19 protein-coding genes are annotated in these 24,256 nt (G+C 58.4%); 11 read left to right on the plus strand and 8 right to left on the minus strand.

Annotated elements, in window-relative coordinates:
* Nucleotides 1-163 precede the first annotated feature (163 nt).
* On the plus strand, nt 164-1,669 hold the full coding sequence (locus C1N60_RS01115) for a CoA-acylating methylmalonate-semialdehyde dehydrogenase (RefSeq protein ID WP_021507389.1): 1,506 nt from the start codon (nt 164-166) through the stop codon (nt 1,667-1,669).
* 23 nt (nt 1,670-1,692) lie between these two features.
* Nucleotides 1,693-2,508, plus strand: coding sequence for a 5-deoxy-glucuronate isomerase (gene iolB, locus C1N60_RS01120; RefSeq protein WP_058759327.1), 816 nt, complete (start codon nt 1,693-1,695; stop codon nt 2,506-2,508).
* A 120-nt stretch (nt 2,509-2,628) separates the two neighbouring features.
* Here the strand turns inward: iolB and C1N60_RS01125 are convergent, their stop codons facing one another.
* Together C1N60_RS01125 and iolC are read right to left on the minus strand one after the other, a co-directional pair.
* Nucleotides 2,629-3,471, minus strand: a complete 843-nt coding sequence (locus tag C1N60_RS01125; RefSeq protein WP_136546530.1) for a MurR/RpiR family transcriptional regulator — start codon at nt 3,469-3,471, stop codon at nt 2,629-2,631.
* Nucleotides 3,472-3,888: 417 nt separating this feature from the next.
* The gene (gene iolC, locus C1N60_RS01130; RefSeq protein ID WP_021507392.1) at nt 3,889-5,802 is read right to left on the minus strand and encodes a bifunctional 5-dehydro-2-deoxygluconokinase/5-dehydro-2-deoxyphosphogluconate aldolase; all 1,914 of its coding nucleotides are present in this window, start codon (nt 5,800-5,802) and stop codon (nt 3,889-3,891) included.
* Nucleotides 5,803-6,347: 545 nt separating this feature from the next.
* On the opposite strand from iolC, the gene iolD reads away from it, so the two are divergent.
* The 3 genes from iolD (at nt 6,348) to iolE (ending at nt 10,326) form a co-directional block, all read left to right on the plus strand.
* Nucleotides 6,348-8,282 (plus strand): 3D-(3,5/4)-trihydroxycyclohexane-1,2-dione acylhydrolase (decyclizing), encoded by a 1,935-nt coding sequence (iolD, locus tag C1N60_RS01135; protein ID WP_166720036.1) that lies wholly within the window; start codon nt 6,348-6,350, stop codon nt 8,280-8,282.
* A gap of 64 nt (nt 8,283-8,346) precedes the next feature.
* Nucleotides 8,347-9,360 carry a Gfo/Idh/MocA family protein gene (locus tag C1N60_RS01140; protein WP_394521294.1) on the plus strand — a complete coding sequence of 338 codons (1,014 nt, stop codon included), beginning with the start codon at nt 8,347-8,349 and terminating at the stop codon, nt 9,358-9,360.
* A 69-nt stretch (nt 9,361-9,429) separates the two neighbouring features.
* Complete coding sequence (gene iolE / locus C1N60_RS01145; protein ID WP_058770955.1) at nt 9,430-10,326, plus strand: myo-inosose-2 dehydratase; 897 nt, start codon at nt 9,430-9,432, stop codon at nt 10,324-10,326.
* 110 nt (nt 10,327-10,436) lie between these two features.
* Here the strand turns inward: iolE and C1N60_RS01150 are convergent, their stop codons facing one another.
* The 3 genes from C1N60_RS01150 to glpD form a co-directional block, all read right to left on the minus strand.
* Nucleotides 10,437-10,895, minus strand: coding sequence for a DUF943 family protein (locus tag C1N60_RS01150; protein WP_394521295.1), 459 nt, complete (start codon nt 10,893-10,895; stop codon nt 10,437-10,439).
* Complete coding sequence (locus tag C1N60_RS01155; RefSeq protein WP_394521296.1) at nt 10,895-11,734, minus strand: DUF3289 family protein; 840 nt, start codon at nt 11,732-11,734, stop codon at nt 10,895-10,897. Before C1N60_RS01155 ends, C1N60_RS01150 begins: the two co-directional genes overlap by 1 nt.
* Before the next feature lie 180 nt (nt 11,735-11,914).
* Nucleotides 11,915-13,423: a glycerol-3-phosphate dehydrogenase gene (gene glpD, locus C1N60_RS01160; RefSeq protein WP_058759321.1), complete on the minus strand. Its 1,509-nt coding sequence runs from the start codon at nt 13,421-13,423 to the stop codon at nt 11,915-11,917.
* Nucleotides 13,424-13,650: 227 nt separating this feature from the next.
* Here glpD and glpE point away from each other — a divergent pair, with 227 nt between their 5' ends.
* The 5 genes from glpE to malQ all read left to right on the plus strand — a co-directional run bounded on the left by glpE (nt 13,651) and on the right by malQ (nt 20,396).
* The gene (glpE, locus tag C1N60_RS01165) at nt 13,651-13,977 is read left to right on the plus strand and encodes a thiosulfate sulfurtransferase GlpE (protein WP_058759320.1); all 327 of its coding nucleotides are present in this window, start codon (nt 13,651-13,653) and stop codon (nt 13,975-13,977) included.
* Nucleotides 13,978-14,009: 32 nt separating this feature from the next.
* Nucleotides 14,010-14,834, plus strand: a complete 825-nt coding sequence (gene glpG / locus C1N60_RS01170; RefSeq protein ID WP_125309891.1) for a rhomboid family intramembrane serine protease GlpG — start codon at nt 14,010-14,012, stop codon at nt 14,832-14,834.
* Nucleotides 14,835-14,877: 43 nt separating this feature from the next.
* Complete coding sequence (locus C1N60_RS01175) at nt 14,878-15,636, plus strand: DeoR/GlpR family transcriptional regulator (protein WP_058759319.1); 759 nt, start codon at nt 14,878-14,880, stop codon at nt 15,634-15,636.
* A 240-nt stretch (nt 15,637-15,876) separates the two neighbouring features.
* The gene (malP, locus tag C1N60_RS01180; protein ID WP_394521297.1) at nt 15,877-18,282 is read left to right on the plus strand and encodes a maltodextrin phosphorylase; all 2,406 of its coding nucleotides are present in this window, start codon (nt 15,877-15,879) and stop codon (nt 18,280-18,282) included.
* A 56-nt stretch (nt 18,283-18,338) separates the two neighbouring features.
* Entirely contained in the window at nt 18,339-20,396 is a 2,058-nt protein-coding gene (gene malQ, locus C1N60_RS01185; protein ID WP_394521298.1) for a 4-alpha-glucanotransferase, read from the plus strand.
* Between the two features lie 36 nt (nt 20,397-20,432).
* Here the strand turns inward: malQ and nfuA are convergent, their stop codons facing one another.
* Together nfuA and gntX are read right to left on the minus strand one after the other, a co-directional pair.
* Nucleotides 20,433-21,008, minus strand: coding sequence for a Fe-S biogenesis protein NfuA (nfuA, locus tag C1N60_RS01190; RefSeq protein WP_021507402.1), 576 nt, complete (start codon nt 21,006-21,008; stop codon nt 20,433-20,435).
* A gap of 58 nt (nt 21,009-21,066) precedes the next feature.
* On the minus strand, nt 21,067-21,744 hold the full coding sequence (gene gntX, locus C1N60_RS01195; protein WP_059011196.1) for a DNA utilization protein GntX: 678 nt from the start codon (nt 21,742-21,744) through the stop codon (nt 21,067-21,069).
* A 35-nt stretch (nt 21,745-21,779) separates the two neighbouring features.
* Here gntX and bioH point away from each other — a divergent pair, with 35 nt between their 5' ends.
* Complete coding sequence (gene bioH / locus C1N60_RS01200; protein ID WP_021507404.1) at nt 21,780-22,553, plus strand: pimeloyl-ACP methyl ester esterase BioH; 774 nt, start codon at nt 21,780-21,782, stop codon at nt 22,551-22,553.
* Here bioH and C1N60_RS01205 read toward each other — a convergent pair.
* A complete protein-coding gene (locus C1N60_RS01205; RefSeq protein WP_152390370.1) occupies nt 22,534-24,222 on the minus strand; it encodes an alpha-amylase family glycosyl hydrolase in 1,689 nt (562 codons plus the stop codon). The genes bioH and C1N60_RS01205 overlap by 20 nt on opposite strands.
* Between the last annotated feature and the right edge of the window lie 34 nt (nt 24,223-24,256).

Raw genomic sequence — 24,256 nt, forward strand, 5'->3', positions numbered from 1 at the left:
AAATGCGATCCAGGCCGCTAAAAGTAAATTTTCCAAAAAGAACTATTTGAAAAATTTATTTCACTGTAATAGCTTCATAGCACGCTTTCCGTATTGCCTGATCGGGCGCGACCCAGACTGACCCGCGGCCTGCAGGGACCTTACACATCAAAGAGGCAACGACATGACTATCGTAGGAAACTTTATCGGCGGCAAAATCACGCACAGCGCCAGCAACGAAACCATTCCGGTCTACGATCCGGCGACCGGCAAAGTGATCCGCGAACTGACGCAAAGCACGGCGGCAGAAGTGGCGCAGGCCATTGAGGTCGCCCATGCGGCGTTTCCGGAATGGTCGAAAACGGCGCCGCTGCGTCGTGCCCGCGTCATGTTCAACTTCAAAGCGCTGATGGAAAAACATCGCGATGAACTGGCGGCGCTGATTGTTTCTGAGCACGGTAAAGTCTGGTCCGATGCGCTGGGTGAGCTGACGCGCGGCATCGAGGTGATCGAATTTGCCTGCGGCATTCCGCACCTGATCAAAGGGGAAAACTCACCGAACGTCGGTTCCGGCGTTGACAGCTATTCGCTGATGCAGCCGGTGGGCGTGGTCGCGGGCATTACGCCGTTCAACTTCCCGGCGATGGTGCCGCTGTGGATGTTCCCCATCGCGCTGGCGTGCGGTAATACCTTTGTGCTGAAGCCGCCGGCGCTCGATCCTTCTGCCTCGGTACGCATGGCTGAACTGCTGAAAGAAGCGGGGCTGCCGGATGGTGTGTTCAACGTGGTGCACTCCTCAAACGAAGACGCCGAGCAGCTGTATAAAGATCCTCGCATCGCGGCGGTCAGCTTCGTTGGCTCGTCCGGCGTGGCCGAGCACATCTACAAAACCGCCAGCGCGCATGGCAAACGCGTGCAGGCCTTCGGCGCCGCGAAAAACCACGCCATTGTGATGCCGGATGCCGATCTGGATGCCACTGTGAACGCCATCATGGGCGGTGCTTTCGGTTCTGCCGGGGAACGCTGCATGGCGCTGCCGGTGGTGGTGGCGGTTGGCGACGATACAGCCGATAAACTGATTTCGCGCCTGACGCCGCTGATCAAAGCGCTGCGCGTGGGGCCGGGCATGCAGCAGGGTGCCGAAGAGAATGAAATGGGGCCAGTGGTATCCGCTGCGCACCAGAAGAAAGTGCTGGGCTACATCGACAAAGGTGAGCAGGAAGGCGCGACGCTGGTGGTTGATGGACGCGGCGTGAAAGTCGCGGGCCATGAAGAGGGCTACTACGTTGGCGGTACGCTGTTCGATAACGTCACGCCGGAGATGGTGATTTGGCGCGAAGAGATTTTCGGACCGGTGCTGAGCATCATGCGCGCCAGCGACTTCGACAGCGCGCTGCAGCTGGTGAATAGCCACGAATTTGGTAACGGCAGCGCCATCTTCACCAGCAACGGCCATACTGCCCGTGAATTTGTGCACAACGTGGAAGCGGGCATGGTGGGCGTCAATGTGCCGGTGCCCGTGCCGATGGCGTTCCACAGCTTTGGCGGCTGGAAGCGTTCAGTGTTTGGTGCGCTCAACGTGCACGGTCCGGACGGGGTGCGTTTCTACACCCGCATGAAAACGGCGACCGTGCGCTGGCCGAGCGGTCAGCAGACCGTTTCTGAATTCAGTATGCCAACGCTGGGTTAATGTCGCGCAACAGGAGAAACAGGATGTCACTGATTTCAAAAGTGCAGCAGCCGGACAGCCACGGGCGTATCCAGCACGTGACGCCCGAGAGCGCCGGCTGGGAATATGTGGGCTTTGACGCTTATCTGCTGAAAAAGGGCCAGACGCTGCGGTTAAGCAGCGGCGAGAGAGAGCTGTGCCTGGTGCTGGTGGCCGGTCTGGCGTCGGTGAAAACCCGCGACGCAGAATTCCCTGGCATCGGTAAGCGCCTGTCGCCGTTTGAGCGCACGCCGCCTTACTCGGTTTACGTGCCGCATCATGATGAGGTTGAAGTCACTGCCGACAGCGATCTGGAACTGGCGGTATGCAGTGCGCCGGGCAGTGGCAATCTGCCGGCGCGGCTGATTGCACCGCAGGATGTAGGCGTGGAGCACCGTGGCAAAGGGCGCAACCAGCGCCTGGTGCATAACATTCTGCCGGATAATCAACCGGCCGACAGCCTGCTGGTGGTCGAGGTGTATACCGACGAGGGCGCGACCAGTTCGTACCCCAGCCACAAGCACGATGAGAAGGACAGCCCGGACGAAACCTATCTGGAAGAGACCTATTATCACCGTTTCGATCCTGAGCCCGGTTTCGCCATGCAGCGCGTCTACACCGACGACCGTTCGCTCGACGAGTGTATGGCCCCGTATAACCGCGATGTGGTAACGGTGCCGCGCGGGTATCATCCGGTGGCGACTCTGGCCGGTTACGATAACTATTATCTGAACGTGATGGCCGGGCCGGTACGGCTGTGGAAATTTACCTGGGAAAAGGATCACGCCTGGGTGAACAGTGAGCAGTATCCGCGCCGTTAATCGGGTCTCCGCGCGGTCGCCGGAAATGCGCACCAGGTTAAACGGCACACGCATTCACTGATGCGCACAGATAAAAAAGGCAGCCAGATGGCTGCCTTTGTTCCATTCGGTACCCGGGGTTTATTCGCTGCTGCTGTTATTCAGCGCCAGCGACACCGCCAGGGTTTGCGCCAGGCACAGCGAGGCCACCTGCGAGCGGAAGCCATCCACCTGCGCTTCGCGCACCACAAAACAGACATCGCTGAACGCTGCCAGCGGGCTGACCTGGCTGTCGGTGATGGCGATCTGATGCGCGCCACGTTTAGCGCCCAGCTCCACCAGTTCCACCGCTTCGCGCGCATACGGCGAGTAGCTGATAGCGATGACCACGTCTTTCGGATTCACCATGCTGAGCTGTTCAGTGAACATGCCGCCCAGGCCATCAATCAGAAAAGCGCGACGCTCCAGATGGCGCAGCGCATACACCAGATACGAGGCCACGCTGAACGAGCGGCGCAGACCGATGATGTAGATGTTCTCCGCCTCGTTGAGCATCTTCACCGCTTTGTTCAGCTGGTCGGGATTCGCCTGCATCGCCAGCTGCTGCAGCGCCTGGCTGTTGACCATGGTAAAGACGTTGAGGATCTCCACCGGGCTCTCCGGTGAGCTGGCGCTGTCGTCGGTGGCCGTCTGGCGGAACAGGCGCGCCCGTTCGGTATAGTTCACGGTCTCTTCCATCAGGTGCTGACGAAAGACCTGTTTCATTTCGTTGAAGCCGCTAAAGCCGAATGCGTTGGCGAAGCGGATCAGCGTGGAGGGCGGAACATCCGCCTGCTGGGCGATAGAGGCGACGGTATCAAACGCGATGCTGTTGCTGTTATCAAGGATATAACGAGCCACCTGCTTCAGGCGTTTACTCAGCGTCTCGTAGCGACGACGGATATCGTCCTGTAACAAGGTTAATTGCGTTGGGTTATTGGTCATTACTTCGGCCCGTCAGAAAAGGAAATATGGCTGGATAATGAGCGCTATAGTACCAGATGGATGGAAAATTTCATTTGTTTGACGCTATCGTGAAGGCTATTTCATCGGTTTATGAATTGCCTCACAAAACTCAGGGGGTTGAGGGCTTGCCCTCACCCTAACCCTCTCCCGCAGGCGGGAGAGGGAACAGTCCGGAGCGGTTTATGAGACAGGTCGCAAGGTTTTGCTTCTTCATTCAGTGAGAGAGGGGACAGTCCGGAGCGGTCTGACCGGTCTGACAGGACTGGTACAATGCTTAACGACCTGCCTGAACGGCTCCCTCTCCCGGAGGGAGAGGGCTGGGGTGAGGGCATCCGCGCGCAACACACTAAAAAGCGGCCCGTCAGGCCGCTTCTCAGTACATCCTCTGCAAATCCGTCAGCCGCGCGCGGCGCGCCAGTAGCCAATCAGGCGCAGATAATTGCCTTTCACGGTCTCAATCAGCGCCTTATCATCCAGCTCACCGTTCAGCCACTGGCGTGACGGCTGGCCAAAAATGGTGCGACCCACGGCAAAACCTTTCACCCACGTCGCCTGAGCAGCGGCGGCGAAGCCGGCTTTCAGCTTCTCTTCCGGCGCATCAAGGCCGAGTAACAGAATGCCGCGACAGTGCGGATCCTGCTGCTCAATCAGCTCGCCGATCGCCTGCCAGCTCTCCGCCGTCAGCGGTGGTAGCTTCCACCAGTCCGGCTGCACGCCCAGGCTATAGAAGTGGCTCAGCATGTCGTAATAGTAGGACTCGTTACGGTCCGGGTTGCTCTCCGGCAGAATCACTTCCAGCAGCAACTCGTGCCCGCTTTTGTTACAGCTGCGCCACACGTCAAGAACCAGTTCGTCCTGCTCTTTACGCAGTTCAGCACTGTCATGGGGATGGTAAAACACCAGGCATTTGACGACGTGTTCGGCCGGCCAGTCCACCAGCTGAGAGCCAATATTGCCGTGCTCAAGACGCAGTGGCCGTGAGCTCGGCAGCTCGATGGGCCGCCCAATCCACCAGTGCTTGCCGGTGATGGCGTTGAGCGCTTTCTGGCCGTACGTGGTATCCGCCAGGATACCACTCTTCTCATTGAGACCGGCTTCGTTAGCCGCCTCCTGTGCCGCCTGCAACAGCAGCAGCTTCAGCTGCGGAATGCGCTCCTCGCTGACGCCCGCTTCGCGCGCCATATCGGCCAGCTGTTTACGGTGGTCAAAGGCGAACACATTCAGCTCCGGCCACTGCTGCTTACGCGTGGTAACGCGATGCAGATGATTGAGGCGCGCGTCCAGATCCGGACGTTTCACCGCGTTATCGCGGCTGAGGAAATCGTCCAGCTCCTCTTTGGTTGGCATCGCCGGCGCACAGCCGTGACGGGATACCACCAGCGCGCCACAGGCGTTGGCGTAGCGGCATGCCTGCTCCCAGCTCTCATCGTTGAGCCAGCCGCGCAGCAGGCCCGACATAAACGCATCGCCGGCGCCCAGCACGTTGAGCACCTCAACGCGCACGCCGCTGTGCAGGCGCGTCTGTTCCCAGCTATCGGGAATCTCGCCCTCAAACACCACACAACCCAGCGGCCCGCGTTTGCAGACCAGCGTGGCGCTGCTGGCCTTACGTACATTTTTCAGCGCGGTCAGCGTATCGGTACTGCCACCGGCGATATGGAACTCTTCTTCCGTTCCAACAATCAGATCGAAATAGTGCACCACTTCCTGCAGCTGCTGCGTCACCTGGCCGGATTCAATGAAACGTGTTTCACCGTCACCCAGTGAGGTCAGACCCCATAGCACCGGGCGATAATCGATATCCAGCGCGGTGCGCAGACCGTTGCGCCGGGCAATATCCAGCGCTTTCAGCACCGCCGCCCGCGTGTCCGGATGCGACAGGTGGGTGCCGGTTACCGCCACGGCGCGGGACGAGGTAATGAACTCTTCGCGAATGTCCTCGGGAACCAGCCCCATATCAGCACAGTTGTCGCGATAGAAAATCAGCGGAAAGGTCTCTTCGTCTTTGATGCCGAGAATCACCAGCCCGGTCAGGCGCTGCTTATCGGTAATCAGCCCGTCAGTATTGCAGCCCACGCGCTGCAGTTCTTCACGCAGGAAGCGGCCATTGTGTTCGTCACCGACGCGTGCCAGCATCGCCGACTTCAGCCCCTGAATCGCGGTGCCATAGGCTACGTTGCCGGAAGAGCCGCCGAGGTATTTGTTAAAGCTGGTCATATCTTCCAGGCGCGAGCCAATTTGCTGGCCGTAAAGATCGACGGCGATGCGTCCAATACAAATCACATCAAGCCGCTTCTGTTGTGTACTCATACTGATGGTTTCCTTCTGTGATAAGCAGACACGGCGGGCGCTGCCGCCCACTATCAAGCGCAATGCTTCCGGGGTCTCGGGGTGCCTGACTGGCTATGTGGGCAGTATGAGGAATAAAAATTCCAAACACAATATGAAATGAAACATTCGTCGCGATTTTGTGAGCCAGGTAAAACTCTGGTGCCGCTACCTTTCCCGCCCTTTACGGCTTGCCCGTTTCGCGGGTGCTCTGGCTTGTGAGCCAGCTCGCAGGAAATGATGACGGATGAGAGGAAGCTGCTGACGTGAAATGAAATTTCGTTATGATGGCTGAGGCACAGCAGGCTGTTTCACTTTGCTGTCATCCCGTCCCGTCACCGCCCGCGTTTCAGCGCCGAATTTGATCTTCATCGCAAAATGAAATGTTTCTTCTGTAATCAGGTTCAATGGAAAAAACATTTGTTTATAATCGCCACACGTTTCACTTAGCGTCGGGCGCGTTTTCACCGCCGACCCGAACCGCGTCGTACCCCCTGAGCGGGTACCACATGTAAAGGAAGAAGCATATGGGCACTATCAGACTGACTACCGCACAGGCGCTGGTGAAATTTCTGGATAACCAGTACCTGAACGTTGACGGCGTTGAAACCAAATTCGTGCACGGCATCTTTGCTATTTTCGGCCACGGCAATGTGCTCGGCCTCGGCCAGGCGCTGGAGCAGGACAGCGGCGATTTACAGGTGTATCAGGGCCGTAACGAGCAGGGTATGGCGCACGCTGCCATCGGTTTTGCCCGGCAGTCGCTGCGCCGTCAAATCATTGCCTGTACCTCTTCCGTCGGACCGGGTGCCGCCAACATGATTACCGCGGCAGCCACGGCAACAGCCAACCGGATTCCTCTGCTGCTGCTGCCGGGCGATGTGTTCGCCACGCGCCAGCCGGACCCGGTGCTGCAGCAGATCGAGCAGAGTCACGATCTCAGCATCAGCACCAACGATGCCTTCCGCGCAGTGAGTAAATACTGGGACCGCGTGAGCCGTCCGGAACAGCTGATGACCGCCTGTATCAATGCGCTGCGCGTGCTGACCGATCCGGCGGAAACCGGGGCGGTAACGCTGGCGCTGCCGCAGGATGTGCAGGGCGAAGCCTGGGATTTCCCGGAATACTTCTTCCAGAAACGCGTGCATTTGCTTGACCGGCGTCTGCCGACGGCGGCCCAGCTGGACGCGGCGCTGGCATTGATTGCGCGTAAGCACAAGCCGCTGATTGTAGTGGGTGGCGGCGTGAAATACTCCGATGCCGGTCAGGCGCTGCTGAGCTTTGCCGAGCGTTTCAATATTCCATTTGCCGAAACGCAGGCCGGCAAAGGCACCATCGTTTCCGACCATCCGCTGAACGTGGGCGGCGTGGGTGAAACCGGCTGTCTGGCGGCGAACCTGCTGGCTAAAGAGGCCGATCTGGTGATCGGTATTGGTACGCGCTATACCGATTTCACCACGGCTTCAAAATGGATTTTCCAGCATCCGGAAATCAGCTACCTCAACATTAACGTCAACAACTTCGACAGCTACAAGCTGGATGGCGTGCAGCTGCTGGCGGATGCACGCGAGGGATTAACCGCGCTGGAAGGCGGACTGAACGGCTTTGAGAATCACTGGGGTGGTCAGATTGAACAGGCGCAGAGCAAGCTGCTGAAAGAGACGCAGCGCGTGTACGCCGCCACTTTCAACACCGACGACTTTATTCCGGAAATCGCTGACCACATCGATCGCACCGCGCTGTTCGCCGAGTTTGAGCGTTTGACAAAGTCGGTGCTGACGCAGAGCAGCGTGCTGGGCACCTTAAACGAACAGCTGCCAAAGGATGCGGTGATTGTCGCCGCCGCCGGCAGTCTGCCGGGTGACCTGCAGCGCGTATGGCGCACCAAAGATTACAACGCGTATCACGTTGAGTACGGCTACTCGTGCATGGGTTACGAAGTGAATGCCGCGCTGGGCGTGAAGCTGGCACAGCCGCAGCGCGAAGTCTACGCCATGGTGGGTGACGGCTCGTTCATGATGCTGCACTCCGAGCTGGTCACTTCGATTCAGGAAGGGGCGAAAATCAACGTCATCCTGCTGGATAACATGACCAATGGCTGCATCAACAACCTGCAGATGGAACACGGCATGGACAGTTTCAACACCGAGTTCCGCTTCCGTAATCCGCAGGGCGGCAAGCTGGATGGCGGCTTCGTGCCGGTTGATTTCGCGGCGATAGCCGCCGGCTACGGCTGTAAAACCTACCGTGTCACCACGCTGGAGCAGCTGAAAGCGGCGCTGGAAGATGCGCAGCAGCAGACGGTTTCGACCCTGATTGACATCAAAGTGCTGCCGAAAACCATGGTGCACAAATACTTCAGCTGGTGGCACGTCGGCGTGGCGCAGGCTTCCACCTCAGAGCGGACGCAGCAGGTGGCCGACAAGCTCAATCAGCATATTCAACAGGCGCGTAAGTACTAACCCTTTTCAGGCCGGCGCTGCCCGGCCCGTTTTACCCTACTTATCCGACTCTACAGGTGTAATTATGACGCTCAAACTCGGTGTAATCGGTACCGGCGCAATTGGTCAGGAACATATTCGTCGCTGCAACAACGTGCTGCAGGGCGCAAAAGTGGTGGCGGTTTCAGACATCAATGTGGAAGGTGCGCGCGCGGCGCTGCAGCGGCTGAATATCCAGGCCGAAGTGTATCAGGATGGTCATCAGGTGATTAACTCGTCGGAAGTGGATGCCGTGCTGGTGACCTCGTGGGACCCGACGCATGAAGAGTTTACGCTGGCCGCGATTGCCGCCGGGAAACCTGTGTTCTGCGAGAAGCCGCTGGCACTGAGCGCAGAGGGCTGCCGTCGCATTGTCGACGCCGAGATCGCGCACGGCAAACGTCTGGTGCAGGTAGGCTTTATGCGCCCGTATGATGCCGGCTATCGTGCGCTGAAAAAGGTGATCACCGACGGTGACATCGGCGAGCCGCTGATGCTGCACTGCGCCCACCGTAATCAGAGCGTCGGCGAGAATTACACCACCGACATGGCCATCACCAATACCCTGATTCACGAGCTGGATGTCCTGCGCTGGCTGACCGAGGACGATTACAAAAGCGTGCAGGTGGTGTTCCCGCGCACGACCTCAAAGTCACACGCGAAGCTGAAAGATCCGCAAATCGTGCTGTTTGAAACGCAGAAGGGCATCCGCATCGATGTGGAGATCTTTGTGAACTGCGCGTACGGCTATGACATTCAGTGTGAAGTGGTGGGCGAAGAGGGAATCGCCAGACTGCCGGAGCCGTCGGCCATTCAAATGCGCAAAGATGCCCGCCTTGGCAACGCGCTGCTGACCGACTGGAAAGATCGCTTTATCGACGCCTACGACGTTGAGCTGCAGGCGTTTATCAATGATGTGAAAGCGGGCCAGCTGAGCGGGCCTTCCGCCTGGGACGGCTTTGCCGCGTCGGTGGCTGCCGATGCCTGCCTGAAGGCGCAAACCAGCGGCGCGATTGAGCCCGTTGCCATGCCGCCGCGTCCGGCGTTTTACCAGAAATAATCAGGCGCGTGCGCTAAACCTATCCACGGCAGCGGATTACCGCTGCCTCTCTGTATCAGGGAGCTGAAAATGAACCAAGAGAACGTCAAACTGGCGATTGCGCCGATTGGCTGGACCAACGACGATATGCCGGAACTCGGCAGCGAAAATACTTTCCAGCAAACGGTCAGCGAGATGGCGCTGGCGGGTTTCACCGGTAGCGAAGTGGGCAGCAAGTATCCGCGCGATCCGGCGGTGCTGAAGCCGATGCTGGATATCCGCGGTATGCAGATTTGTAACGCCTGGTTTAGTACCTTTTTTGCCAACGGTGACAAAGCGAAAACCATCGATCAGTTCATCAACCACATGAATTTCCTGCACGCCATGGGCGCGCGCGTGATTGGCTGCTCGGAACAGAGCAAAAGCATTCAGGGCACGTCGCTGCCGGTGCTGGAGCAGAAGCCGGTTTTCACTGACGAAGAGTGGCGCCTGACGGCAGAGGGTTACAACGAACTGGCGGCGATCGCGGCGCAGAAAGGGATGCGCGTGACGCTGCATCATCACATGGGCACCGGCATTCAGACGCCAGCCGAGATCGACCGTTTTATGGCAATGACCAACGATAACGTCGGTCTGCTGTACGACACCGGCCACATTTACTACTCCGAAGGATCACAGCAGGTGATGCTGGATGTGCTGACCCAGCATCTGCCGCGTATTTTCCACGTGCATCTGAAAGATGTACGTGACAGCGTGGTCGCAGAGGTGCGCGCAAACTCGCTGTCGTTCCTCGACGGAGTGAAAAAAGGCACCTTCACCGTACCAGGCGATGGCGTGATCGATTTCAAGCCGGTATTCAAAATCCTTGATGATTACGGCTATAAAGGCTGGATGGTCGTCGAAGCGGAACAGGATCCGGCTATCGCTAACCCATTCGAATATGCGGTGAAAGCCCGTAAATATATTCGTGACAATGCCGGGCTGTAAGTTTGCGTGTTAATTAGCGCAATGAATTGCGCCGCTACGGTAAATTCGGCAGTGACTTTCGTCATTATCGACCGCACACACTGTAGCGGCGCGATTTATCGCGCTATGTATCAATTGCTCTTCTGCAATCGACTAATTTCATTTTCTTTATTCACTGTGTAATCTCCTGAATCCAGTGAGAACATCACGCCACCATCCTGCGTCCGCTGAATTTTCATCAGTAAATTTTTATCCAGACAATTAGCAGGAGGCTGCATTTGCTTAAAACAAATACGGTCTTCTTTTTCCAATGGCTGATATCCTACACCTGATGCATAAAAATAGTAGGTGATGGGGCCATTTTGATTAAAGGCTTTAATATTGTATTTTGACGTTATTTGCGGCTGGTGAATCAACCACCACCTTATTTTCTTATCGTCAGAGTAAGGCAGGTGATCGACGATAATTGATGCAGAATAGTAATCCTGGTGAACGTCAATAACGTTAACTTCCCTGAAGTTCAGGTAGCAATATATGCCACTGGCTAATGCAATAAGCAGAATTAATCCTGCCCATGTCTTCCTGTTCATTAACGGCCGCCTTCAATATCTATCACAGCATCCATGTTCGTCAGAAAAGGACGAAAGCCAAATTTATCACAACGTTGTAAGGTGAACCATATCTTAAAAAACTGAAATTGTCTGAATTTATGCTTGTGAATATCATGCGTATCCAGACCGAAATGATCCTGTCCGCTGAAGCGCATTTTTGCCCTCCAGCGCGCACCATTAACGTCAAGACTCAATATGTCAATTTTGGTAGCATAAACATCATGAACAGTAATGCCTAAACCATTTATTTTATCCATAATTAATGAATCGAACTTTGGCAGGATCGAGTTATTAATGGCAGAATTAATGTCACCTATATTTTTTAATGGCAGACCTTTGATACCATAATCAATATTAACATTGAGCGTATCAATTATGGCTTTGTGTGTACTGTTTATGCTTCTGTCGTTCATAATTTTGTCCCGATATGCCATATCCAGCGACAAATCCCGAAACGGCAGGCCGCTGGAGCGCATAAAATGCTCCAGCATCTTATTTATCAGGAAACGTTGCGGGCCAACAAGCGCGAAAGGTAATGACGTGGTTTGCATCTCAGCAAACAGCAGCCTGGCGCACTCCAGCGGTGAAAGCTTTTCGCCAGGTTTCGCATAAGCACCAGCAAAGCGCGACTGGGGATTATGGAAGGGATGCAGCCGCGTCATGCTCCATGGGTCGACCACATTGGAAATGTGGGTGAGGCCGAATTCGTTTTTCATCCGGCGTTCACAGATATCGCCGTAGCGCATATCGTCAGCGCCATAGTCATTAAACATGCGCTGTGTGGTGAAGATATTGAGCGGAAAAGTGGCTAAAGCCATGCGTGATACTCCCTGTCACTGACGAGTCCGTTAATCCGGTCGCGGATTATTTAGTCAGTAAGTGGAGCGGTGAGAATTGATCTGGTGCAGTGCCTTGTGTGAATAACCTCTCGCCGACACAAAAAGAGAAAAAACAAAAACCCCGCGCGGTGGCGGGGTTGAGGACAATGCTTAAGGCGATTACGAAGCCAGCGACAGCGCCGGTTTCTGGCCGTTTTCCGCCAGCCAGTCGCGGATGCGCGCCTGTTCGGCTTCGCTCAGCCACATACCCTGCTTGGTACGGCGCCAGATGGCGTCGTCCAGCTCGCGCACCCACTCGTGCTTCACCAGGTAACGCAGTTCGGCTTCATAGAATTCGTGGCCAAAGTTTTCACCCAGATCTTCACGGCTCTTCGCGCCTTCCAGCAGCACTTCAGTACGGCTGCCGTAGGTGCGGGCGAAGTGACGCGCCATGCCTTCGCTGATGAACGGATAGCGACGGCGCAGGCTGGCAGCGTAATCTTCACGCGTACCGGAGAAATCACCGCCTGGCAGCACGGCGTTTTTGGTCCACGCCGGACCGGCATCGGGGTAGTATTTCGCCAGTTTCTCCAGCGCATGCTCCGCCAGCTTGCGATAGGTGGTAAGCTTGCCGCCGAACACAGACAGCAGCGGTGCCTGACCGTTGTCATCGTGCACGTCCAGCGTGTAATCACGGGTGATCGCCTGCGGTGAATCGGATTCATCATCGCACAGCGGACGCACGCCGGAGTAGGTCCAGACGATATCGTCGCTGGTCAGTTGCTTTTTAAAGTGCGCGTTATACACCTTCAGCAGGTAGCTGATTTCATTGTCATCGATTTTGACATTTTTCGGATCGCCTTTGTACTCGACGTCGGTGGTACCGATGATTGAAAACTCATCCATCCACGGAATTACAAACACGATGCGGTTATCTTCGTTCTGCAGAATGTAAGCCTGCTTCTCGGTGTGCACGCGCGGCACCACGATATGGCTGCCTTTGATAAGGCGAATACCGTACGGCGATTTCAGCTTCAGGCCATCGTCAAAGAACTGTTTCACCCAGGGACCGGCGGCGTTAACCAGCCCTTTGGCGCGCCAGGTGTAGGTTTTGCCGGTATCGACGTCTTCCGCTTCCACCATCCACAGGCCGGCTTCACGCCAGGCGCGGGTTACGCGGGTGCGGGTGCGCACTTCGCCGCCCTGTTTCACCACTTCCTGCGCGTTAAGCACCACCATGCGCGCATCGTCTACCCAGCAGTCGGAATATTCGAAACCGCGCGTAATTTCAGGCTTCAGGGCCGATTCCGCGCCAAAACGCAGACCTTTACTGCCTGGCAGCGTAGTGCGCTTACCGAGGCGATCGTACATAAACAGGCCCATGCGGATCATCCACGCCGGACGCAGATGCGGGCGGTGTGGCAGACGGAAACGCATCGGGAAGGCGATGTGTGGCGCCATTTTCAGCAGCACTTCACGTTCGGCCAGCGCTTCGCCCACCAGACGGAATTCGTAATGTTCCAGATAGCGCAGGCCACCGTGAATCAGCTTGGAACTGGCAGAGGAGGTTGCACAGGCCAAATCCCGCGCCTCCAGCATCAGCACTGACAGGCCGCGTCCTGCAGCATCCACTGCAATGCCGGCACCGTTGATGCCGCCGCCGATCACGATCAGGTCTTTGGTTTCCACGTCATCTCCTCCGATGTTCGGAATAGTTCTAAAATGTTCGTTTTCGAGCGTAATAATAATCGGAAACCAACATTGACGCCAGCGCTTAACTCAATAAAAACATTCTTGCGTGATATAGCTAACATTTCGGCAGGAAAAAAATCACATATCCACAGTATTTGTCAGGTTATGGCGGCGGCTTATCAGGGTAAACTAACGCCAATTGATGACGAGGTAATGAGAGACCCATGGAAACCTTCGAGTGTATTAACGTCCTGCAGGCTAACGAGCATCTGGCACAGGGAGCGCAACTGGTAGACATCCGCGATCCGCAAAGCTTCGCCATGGGCCACGCCACCGGTGCCCAACATCTGACCAATGACAACCTGGCGACGTTCATTGCCGGCGCCCGGCACGACCAGCCGGTGCTGGTGATGTGCTATCACGGCAACAGCAGTAAAGGCGCGGCGCAGTTCCTGTTAAGCCAGGGCTTTAGCGACGTCTACAGCATCGACGGCGGTTTTGATGCCTGGCGCGCGGCGTTTCCGACGCAGGTCGCCATCGGCAGCCTCTGATTGACCGATTAAAGGAAGGAGAGCACCGCATGATGCGCATCACCCAGTTTAACCAGCCGCGTATGGCGCAGGCGTTTGTCGATTACATGGCGACGCGTGGCGTCACGCTGCGCATTGAGCGCGAAAGCCACTATGTCATTGTGCTGGATGACGACAGCAAGCTGGAGATGGTCGAAAACGAACTCGCGCAGTTCGTGCGCGATCCCAACCATCCACGCTATCAGGCGGCGAGCTGGCACAGCGGTACTACCGACAGCGGTCTGCGTTATGAGCGTGGCAATATCTGGGCAAACATTCGCGAACGCGCGGGCCCGCTCACGCTGACCATCATGATCGCCTGCGTAGCGGTGTTTATCCTGATGCAGATTGTCGGCGACGATGTGGTACTCGGCTGGCTGGCCTGGCCGGCGGATTCCTCCCAGTATTTTCAGGTGTGGCGCTGGTTCAGCCACGCGCTGCTGCACTTCTCGCTGCTGCACATTCTGTTCAACCTGATGTGGTGGTGGTATCTCGGTGGTGCGGTAGAGAAGCGCCTCGGCAGCGGCAAGCTGTTCGTTATCATGCTGATTTCAGCGCTGCTGAGCGGCTGGATGCAGGCGAAATTCAGCGGCGTGCTGTTTGGCGGGCTGTCCGGCGTGGTCTATGCGCTGATGGGCTACTGCTGGCTGCGCGGCGAGCGCGATCCCGAAAGTGGCATTTATCTCGAGCGCGGCCTGATTGGCTTCGCTATTGTATGGCTGGTGATTGGCTGGTACGGCGCCTTTGGCCTGTCGATCGCGAACGCTGCGCACGTCACCGGTTTGCTGGTGGGGCTGGCGATGGCGTTCGTTGATACGCGCAAACGCGCACGTCGCTAGCAGCAGGATAAAAAGAACACGGCCTTGAGCCGAGGAGAGAGATGTGAAGCAGACGCAACGTCATGACGCCATTATCGATCTGGTCCGGCGTCAGGGGTATGTCAGTACGGAAGAGCTGGTGGATCACTTTGAGGTCAGCCCGCAGACTATCCGGCGCGATCTGAACGATCTGGCCGATCAAAACAAAATTCAGCGTCATCACGGCGGCGCGGCGCTGCCTTCCAGCTCGGAAAACACCGCGTGGCAGGATCGCAAAATGATGTGGTCGGCGGAAAAGGCACGCATCGCCGAGCGCGTGGCGAGCCAGATCCCGGACGGTGCCACGCTGTTTATTGATATCGGCACCACGCCGGAAGCGGTGGCGCATGCGCTGCTCAACCACAACAATCTGCGTATTGTCACCAACAACCTTAACGTGGCGATTTTGCTGATGGGCAAGCCGGATTTCCGTGTGATCATCGCCGGCGGTGAAGTGCGCACGCGCGACGGCGGTATCATGGGGGAAGCCACGCTCGATTTTATCTCTCAGTTCCGGCTCGATTACGGCATTCTCGGCATCAGCGGTATTGATATGGACGGTTCGCTGCTGGAGTTCGACTATCACGAAGTGCGCACCAAACGCGCCATTATCGAGAACTCGCGCTGCGTGATGCTGGTGGTGGATCACTCGAAGTTTGGCCGTAACGCCATGGTTAACCTTGGCAACATGAGCCTGATTGATTACCTGTATACCGATCAAACCCCGCCGTTAAGCGTACTGAAGGTGATTGAACAGCACGAAGTGCATCTGGAGCTGTGCTGATTTCCCAGGTGCGCATCAATGCGCACCCTGTGATGCAGCAGGCCATGCTTACCAAACCGCACCCTTAGTGCATTGTGCCGTATTGTAGGGTCGCCATTGATGGCGACCAGGCCGCAGCGGCACGCCTTTTTTCACTGCATCTTCATTTCCCTGTCGCTTTTTTCAGCGTCCCCGGCTTAACTTACTCTTTCAGATTTGCGCTTGCCCGTGTTTACCGTTTCGGATGCAAAGGGATGCACTATGTCGCCGCTAAAATTCAATAAAACCCGCTTTGACGCCGCGCTGACCCGCCAGTGGCAGCAGCTTGGACTGACTTCCGCCCGGCAGATGACGCCGCATCAGCGGTGGCAGGCGCTCAGCCGGGCGCTGATGGAACTGCTCACCGCACAGCCGCCCGTGCCGCCGAAAAGCGCTCAGCGCCACGTTAATTATCTCTCAATGGAGTTTCTGCCCGGCCGGTTGACCGGTAACAACCTGCTCAATCTCGGCTGGTATAACGAGGTGGCCGCCGCGCTGGCAGAGCACCAGGTTGAGCTGAATGAACTGCTGGAGGAGGAGGTCGATCCGGCGCTGGGCAACGGCGGTCTGGGACGGCTCGCGGCCTGCTACATGGATGCGATGGCGACGGTCGGCCAGCCGGCGATGGGGCACGGCCTCAACTATCAGTACGGCCTGTTTCGTCAGTCGTTTGTGGCCGGACAGCAGCACGAAGCGCCCGATGACTGGCAGCGCGATCGCTATCCGTGGTTCCGCCACAACGCCGCGCTGGATGTGCCGGTGGGGCTGGGCGGTAAGGTCAAAAAGCGCGACGACGGCAGCGTCGAGTGGCGTCCGGCACAGCAGCTAATCGGCCAGGCCTGGGATCTGCCGGTAATCGGCTATCGCAACGGCATCACGCTGCCGCTGCGCCTGTGGCAAGCCACCAGCGCGCAGCCGTTTGACCTGACGCTGTTTAACGCCGGGAAGTTCCTGCAGGCGGAGCAGCCAGGCATTGAAGCCGACAAGCTGACCAAAGTGCTCTATCCCAATGACAACCATGCGCCAGGTAAACGTCTGCGGCTGATGCAGCAGTATTTCCAGTGCGCCTGCGCGGTGAGCGACATACTGCGTCGTCACCGGCTGGCGGGCCGTGCGCTGCATACGCTGCCGAATTTCGAAGTGATTCAGCTCAACGATACCCATCCCACCATCGCTATTCCGGAGCTGCTGCGTCTGCTGCTGGATGAGCATGGCCTGAGCTGGGACGACGCCTGGCACATTACCAGCCGCACCTTTGCGTATACCAACCATACGCTGATGCCGGAGGCGCTGGAGCGCTGGCCGGCGAGCCTGCTGCGCGAACTGCTGCCGCGCCATCTGCAAATCATCAAACAGATCAATCGCCAGCTGAAGCAGCAGGTCAAACAGCGCTGGCCGAACGACAGTGCCCTCTGGCACAAGCTGGCGGTGGTGAGCGACGGCGAAGTGCGCATGGCCAATCTGTGCGTGGTGAGCTGTTTCGCCGTCAACGGTGTGGCAGCGCTGCACTCGCAGCTGGTGGTTAACGATCTGTTCCCGGAATATCACCAGCTGTGGCCGCACAAGTTTCATAACGTCACCAACGGCATTACGCCGCGCCGCTGGCTGAAGCAGTGCAACCCCCTGCTGTCCGCGCTGATTGACGACAGCCTGCAGGTGGAGTGGGCCAACGATCTCGACGCGCTGGAATGGCTGGCGCCGCTGGCGAAGAAGAAAAGTTTTCGCCAGCAGTTCCGCACCATCAAGCAGCAAAACAAACTGCGGCTGACGGTGTACATCAAACGCGTGACCGGCATCGATATCAATCCTGACGCGCTGTTTGATGTGCAGATCAAGCGCCTGCACGAATACAAACGCCAGCATCTCAGTCTGCTGCACATCCTGCACTGCTATCGCCAGCTGCGCGATAACCCGGACAATCCCGACTTCGTGCCGCGCGTCTTTCTGTTTGGCGCCAAGGCGGCGCCCGGCTATTTGCTGGCAAAAAACATCATCTGTGCCATCAATAAAGTCGCGGAGGTGATCAACAACGACCCGCTGGTGGGCGATCGCCTGAAGGTGGTGTTTGTGCCGGATTACCGGATTACCGCCGCCGAGCTGATGATTCCGGCAGCCGATCTCTCGGAGCAGATCTCCACGGCCGGTTACGAAGCCTCCGGTACCGGCAACATGAAATTGGCGCTCAACGGCGCGCTGACGATTGGCACGCTGGACGGGGCTAACGTGGAGATTGCCGAGGCGGTCGGTGAGAAAAATATCTTTATCTTTGGCAACACGGTGGATGAGGTAAAAGCACTGAAGGCCGACGGTTATAGTCCGAAGAAACTGCGCAAGCACGATCGCTATCTCGACGGTTTGCTGAAGGAGCTGGAAAAGGGCAAATTCAGCGACGGCGACCGGCAGGTATTTGCGCCGCTGCTGGAGAGCCTGAGCAAACAGGGCGATCCGTGGCTGGTGCTGGCCGATTTCGCCGCTTATATCGCGGCGCAGCAGCGCGTCGAAGCGCTGTGGCGCGATCCGGAAGCGTGGACCAAAGCGGCGATTCTCAACACGGCGCATACCGGCCGCTTCAGTGCCGATCGTTCGATTCGCGATTATCAACAGCGTATCTGGCAGGCGGCGCGCTGAGCCGCCGGAAAATGACGCTGCATGCGTAATGTGCGCACGGCAACGAAGGAGACAACATGGCCATGAAGAAACTGGATCAGGCTGCACGGGATGCCGGTATCGCACTGAGTTTTATCAACAATAAAGGTGAGTCACAGACCATCAGCGACGACACCAAACGCGCGCTGCTGGCGCTGATGGACGCCCCGACGGGCAACGCGCCACCGCTGCCGCCGGTGCTGGTGTTCACGCCGCCCGGGCAGCCTGAACTGACGCCGCAGGGCAGCGACGACTACCGCTGGCAGCTGGTGAGCGAGCAGGGGCAGCACTATGACGGCACGCTGAGCGCGGGAGAAAGCCTGGCGCTGCCGGCAGAACTACCCGAGGGCTACCATCAGCTCACCCTGAGCACTTCACGCCAGCAGTGGCAAACGCGCATTATCATCGCACCGGCGCGCTGTTATCTGCCGCCGGCGCTGGCGCAGGGGGAGAAGCGCTGGGGCGCGCTGGTGCAGCTCTATACGCTGCGCTCGGCGCGTAACTGGGGCATCGGCGACTTTGGCGATCTGATGCAGATGCTGGAGCAGGTCGCCGCTCACGGCGGCGATTTCATCGGTCTCAACCCGCTGCATGCGCTCTATCCGGCGCAGCCGGATCACGTCAGCCCGTACAGCCCGAGCTCGCGCCGCTGGCTCAACGTGCTGTACATCGACATCAATCAAATCGACGAATTCACCCACAGTGACGCCGCCCAGCGCTGGTGGCACAGCGCGCCAACGCGCAAAGCGCTAAAACAGGCGCGCAGCGAAGCGTTTGTCGATTACCGCGCGGTGACGACGCTCAAGCTGACTGCGCTGCGTTTTGCCTGGCAGCACGCGCAGCCGCAGCTGACACAGCAGCCGGCGTTTCAGCAATTTCTTGCGGAAGGCGGCGATGCGCTGCGCTATCAGGCGGCATTTGACGCCATCGTGGCAGCGCGCAGTCAGCAGCATCCCGACGAGTGGGGCTGGGAAAAGTGGCCGTCAGGCTGGCAGCAGGCGCAGCAGCCAGAGGTGCAGCAGTGGTGCGCACAGCACGAGGACGACATTCTGTTCTGGAGCTGGCTGCAGTGGCTGGCGCAGCAGCAGTTCGCCGCCTGCTGGCAGCGTAGCCAGCAGCTGGGGATGGCGGTCGGGTTATATCGCGATTTGGCGGTTGGCGTAGCACAGCACAGCGCGGAAACCTGGCAGGATCCGCAGCTGTATAAGCTGGGCGCGTCGGTGGGCGCACCGCCGGATCCGCTTGGCCCGCTCGGGCAGAACTGGGCGCTGCCGCCGCTCGATCCACATGTACTGCGCGCGCGGGGCTATCAGCCGTTTATCGATCTGCTGCGCGCCAATATGCGCGATTGCGGGGCGCTGCGCATCGATCACGTTATGGCGCTACTGCGTTTGTGGTGGATTCCCTATGGCGAAAGTGCCGATAAAGGCGCGTATGTCGCCTATCCGGTGCACGACCTGCTGGCGATCCTTGCGCTGGAGAGTCAGCGTCAGCGCTGCATGGTGATCGGTGAAGATCTCGGCACCGTGCCGCAGGAGATCGTCAGCCTGCTGCGCGACCGCGGCATTTTTTCGTGGAAGGTGCTGATGTTCGAGTGCGGGGAGGGCGGGCAGTTCCGGCCACCGGCAGCCTATCCGCGCCAGTCGATTGCCAGCGCCAGTACCCATGATTTGCCGACGCTGAGCGGATTCTGGCATGCCGCCGATCTGCAGTTGCGCGAGCAGCTGGGGCTGTTTACTAAACGCAGCATGCTGAAGGCGGCCATCGCCGAACGCGATGGGCAGAGAAAAGCGCTGCTGAAGGCGATGAGCGAGGCGCAAGCCATTGATGCGCGCAGCAAAAACCGCGCCGGCCAGCGTCTGACGCCTGCGCTGAATCAGGGCGTGCACCGCTTTCTGGCGTACACCGACAGCGCCCTGCTGGGGCTGCAGCCGGAGGACTGGCTGGGAATGGAGACGCCGGTCAACGTGCCGGGCACGGTAGCCGAATACCCCAACTGGCGGCGCAAACTGCGCGTACCATTGGAGAAGTTGTTTAGTTACCGGAAAGTGCAGCAGCTGCTGGCGATCGTCAATGAAGGGCGTAAGAAGCCGTAAAACACGCGGCAGCCGGGGTGGCTGCCGCATCTTCTATCAGTAGTAGGAGTGCTCGCCGCGCTGATGCTCGGTGAGATCGCGCACGCCTTTCAGTTCCGGGAAGGCGGCCAGCAGCTCTTTCTCGATGCCGTCTTTCAGCGTCACGTCAATCATCGAGCAACCGTTACAGCCGCCGCCGAACTGCAGAATGGCGTAGCCTTCGTCGGTGATCTCCATCAGCGAGACGCGACCGCCGTGGCTGGCCAGCTGCGGGTTGATCTGCGCCTGCAGCAGATACTCCACGCGCTCAACCATCGGCGCATCGTCCGACACTTTACGCATCTTAGCGTTCGGCGCTTTCAGCGTGAGCTGTGAGCCGAGGTTATCGGTCACGAAGTCGATTTCCGCATCTTCGAGGTACGGCGCGCTCAGCTCATCGACATACGCAGACAGCTTGTCGAACTTCAGTTCGGTATCGGTGGCTTCAACCGCGTCCGGCGGGCAGTAGGAGACGCCGCACTCGGCGGTTGGCGTACCCGGGTTAATAACGAATACGCGAATCTGGGTGCCATCTTCCTGTTTTGACAGCAGTTTTGCGAAGTGCTCTTGCGCAGTATCAGTAATACGGATCATGGCGATTGCTCAATAGTTGACTAAAATACCTGGTTATAATACGCCCAACGCCGACGCTCTACAAGGTACGGCACAGGCATCCTATGTGTACGCTGGCCGCGCCCTGCGCCAGTAATAAGCGGCTGATTTCTCCCACCGTGCTGCCGGTGGTCACCACATCATCGATAAGCAGGATGTGGCGTCCGCGCACCGCCATTTCAAGGCGAAACGCTCCACGCAGATTGCTTTTCCGGGCGCGGGCGCTGAGCGCATGCTGCACCGCACCGTGACGCACCCGGCGCAGCCCTTCGCGGTATTCACAGCCGAGCCAGCGCGCCAGCGGTTTAGCCAGCAGCGCGGCCTGATTATAACCGCGCTGCCAGGCGCGGCGGCGATGCAGCGGCACGCTCAGCACCAGATCGATACGCGGCAACGGCTGCTGGCGGCGCTTTGTTAATAATTTTAACAAAAGCAGCCGCGCCAGCATCACCCTGAGTGCGGTTGCGCGCGAGAATTTGAGCTGCTGCACCCATTCGCTCAGCGGCGGCACATAATCACTCACGCAAGTGAGAGCGTGCCACGGCGGCGGCCGGCGCAGACAGCGTCCGCACGGCTGATCGCCGCTGGCCGGCAGTCCGCAGCAGGGACAGAGCGCCGGCAGCGCCGGTAGCTGACGCAGACATACGCTGCACAGGCCGTGCCGGGCGATCCGCAGCGGCAGACGGCATAGCCAACACAGGGCCGGGATTGCTAGCATAGCGACCTCCTTTTCACTTTTCGGGAGTGTAACCGATGAGTTCGCTTTACTGGCACACCACAGGCACAGGCGATCGCGATCTTGTGCTGCTGCACGGCTGGGGACTGAACGCCGAAGTGTGGCAACACATTGTTCCGCGACTCAGCCCGCATTTTCGTCTGCACCTGGTGGACCTGCCGGGATTTGGCCGCAGCCAGGGATTTGGGCCGCTGAGCCTGGCGCAGATGGCGCAGCAGCTATTACCGCAGTTGCCAGCGCGCGCCGTGCTGCTCGGCTGGTCGCTGGGCGGCTTAGTGGCCAGCCAGCTGGCGCTGAGCCAGCCCGATCGCGTGGCGGCATTGATTAGCGTGGCGTCGTCGCCGTGCTTTACCGCCCGGGATGAATGGCCCGGCATTCAGCCTGAGACGCTGGCGACGTTCCAGCAGCAATTGAGCAGCGATTTCCAACGCACGGTGGAGCGTTTTCTCGCGCTGCAAACCATGGGGACAGAAAATGCGCGTCAGGATGCGCGCCAGCTGAAAGAGGTGGTGCTGTCGCAGCCAATGCCGTCGGTGGCGGTACTGGAAGGGGGATTGAACATTCTGCGCCACGATGATTTGCGCAGCGCACTGGATGGGCTGACGCTGCCCTTCCTGCGTATTTATGGCGCGCTGGATGGCCTGGTGCCGCGCCGCATTGCGCCGCAGCTGGATGCGCGCTGGCCGCATTCGCAGTCGGTTGTCATCGCGAAGGCCGCGCACGCGCCGTTTATTTCGCACCCGGAGGCGTTCTGCCAGCAGGTGCAGCAGTTCATCCACGCAGCCACATAAACTGCCAGGCGGCCAGCACCAGCGGCTGGCTGCCATCCACGCGCTGCCCGCTGATCACATCCTGAAAAGGGCGCGCCTGCGGCAGCGTGGTGCTGATCTCGCGGCTGCTGAGATTGAACACGCACAGTAACCCTTCGTCGCTGTCCGCGGCGTGACGGCGCAGCAGCAGCACCGCGTTGTCGCTCTCCAGCAGCGTCATTGGATTGTCCGGATGGAACGCCGGCTGCCGGGTGCGCAGCTGAATCAGCGCGCTAAGCCGCTCAAACACCTGCTGACGCAGCGGGTTGCCGCCGCTGATTTGCTGTTCGATATCGCGCAGGCTGTACTTCTCACGGTTGATGGCGCGGTTGTGCCCGGCAGCGCGCACGCCCTCGTTGTCATTGCGCGAGCCGAGAATACTTTGAATATAGATGGCGGGCACGCCGGGAAAGGCCAGCAGAATCGCGTGCGCCAGCAGGAAGCGACGCAGGCGCGTGTCGTCATCGTCGGTCTGGTGATTGAGCGCATCCAGATACGTTACGTTGATTTCATACGGGCTGGTGCTGCCGTCCGGGTTGTTTTTATAAGAGACCAGCGCGCCCTCCAGCGCCAGTTCACGCACCAGCGCCACAATCTCGACTTCCGACAAAATTCCGCGTGCCGGATTGAGGCCAATGCCGTCGTGCGAGGCGAGAAAATTGAAGAAGGTGGTGCCGCCATCACCGGGCTCAAGCGTGCTGGCCCACTGGCGCAGCGCGCGCGCCGAGCCGGAGTGAATGGCGTGCAGCACCAGCGGTGGCAGCGAAAACTGGTAAACCATCTGCGCTTCGTCGTGGCCGTTGCCGAAATAGCTGATGTTATCCTGATGCGGCACGTTGGTTTCGGTCACGATCACCGTACCTGGCGCGACTTCGTTGGCGATGGCGCGAAACAGCTTCACCAGCTGATGGGTTTTGGTCAGATGGATACAGCGTGTGCCCGGCGTTTTCCACATGTAGCCCACCGCGTCCAGCCGCACGTAATCCGCGCCTTTGTTGAGATAATCCAGCAGCACACCCACCATGCGGATCAGCACCTGCGGATTGGCGAAGTTGAGATCGATTTGGTCGGCGCTGAAGGTGGTCCAGATAAAGCGCGTGTCGCCGTTAGCGAGGGTAAACGGCGTCAGCAGCGGTGAGGTGCGCGGGCGCGTCACGGCACTGAGATCGGTGGCGGGCGGCATGCTGATAAAGAAGTCGTCCCAGCCGGCATCCTGCGCCAGAAAGTGGCGAAACCACGCGCTGTGCGCCGACATGTGGTTACAGACGAAATCGAACATCAGCCGGGTTTCGCTGTGCAGCGCCGTGATGTGCTGCCAGTCACCGCAAATCGGGTTCACTTTGTGGTAATCGATAACCGAGAAGCCATCGTCGGACGAGTAGGGGAAAAATGGCAGCAGATGCACCAGGCTGAAGGTAGACTGCAGATGCTGCTGATAAAAGCGCGTAAAGCTGGCGAGCGTGGGCTGCTCGGGTTCGCGGAACTGGTCGGCGTAACTGATCAGCACCACGTCTTTTTCATCCCAGTGCGCTTTACGCGGCAGCTTTACCGTGTCGCGCGCCGCGCGGATGTGCGAAAGCAGGCGCTCGCGCGCCGCGACGGGGAAGCTACCTTCATAAATCTCATCGAGCAGGAAGTTGATAATGTCCATCGGATCGCCGGGTTACGCGGAAGGTCATTTTTTC

The organism is Pantoea sp. SGAir0184, assembly GCF_043544755.1.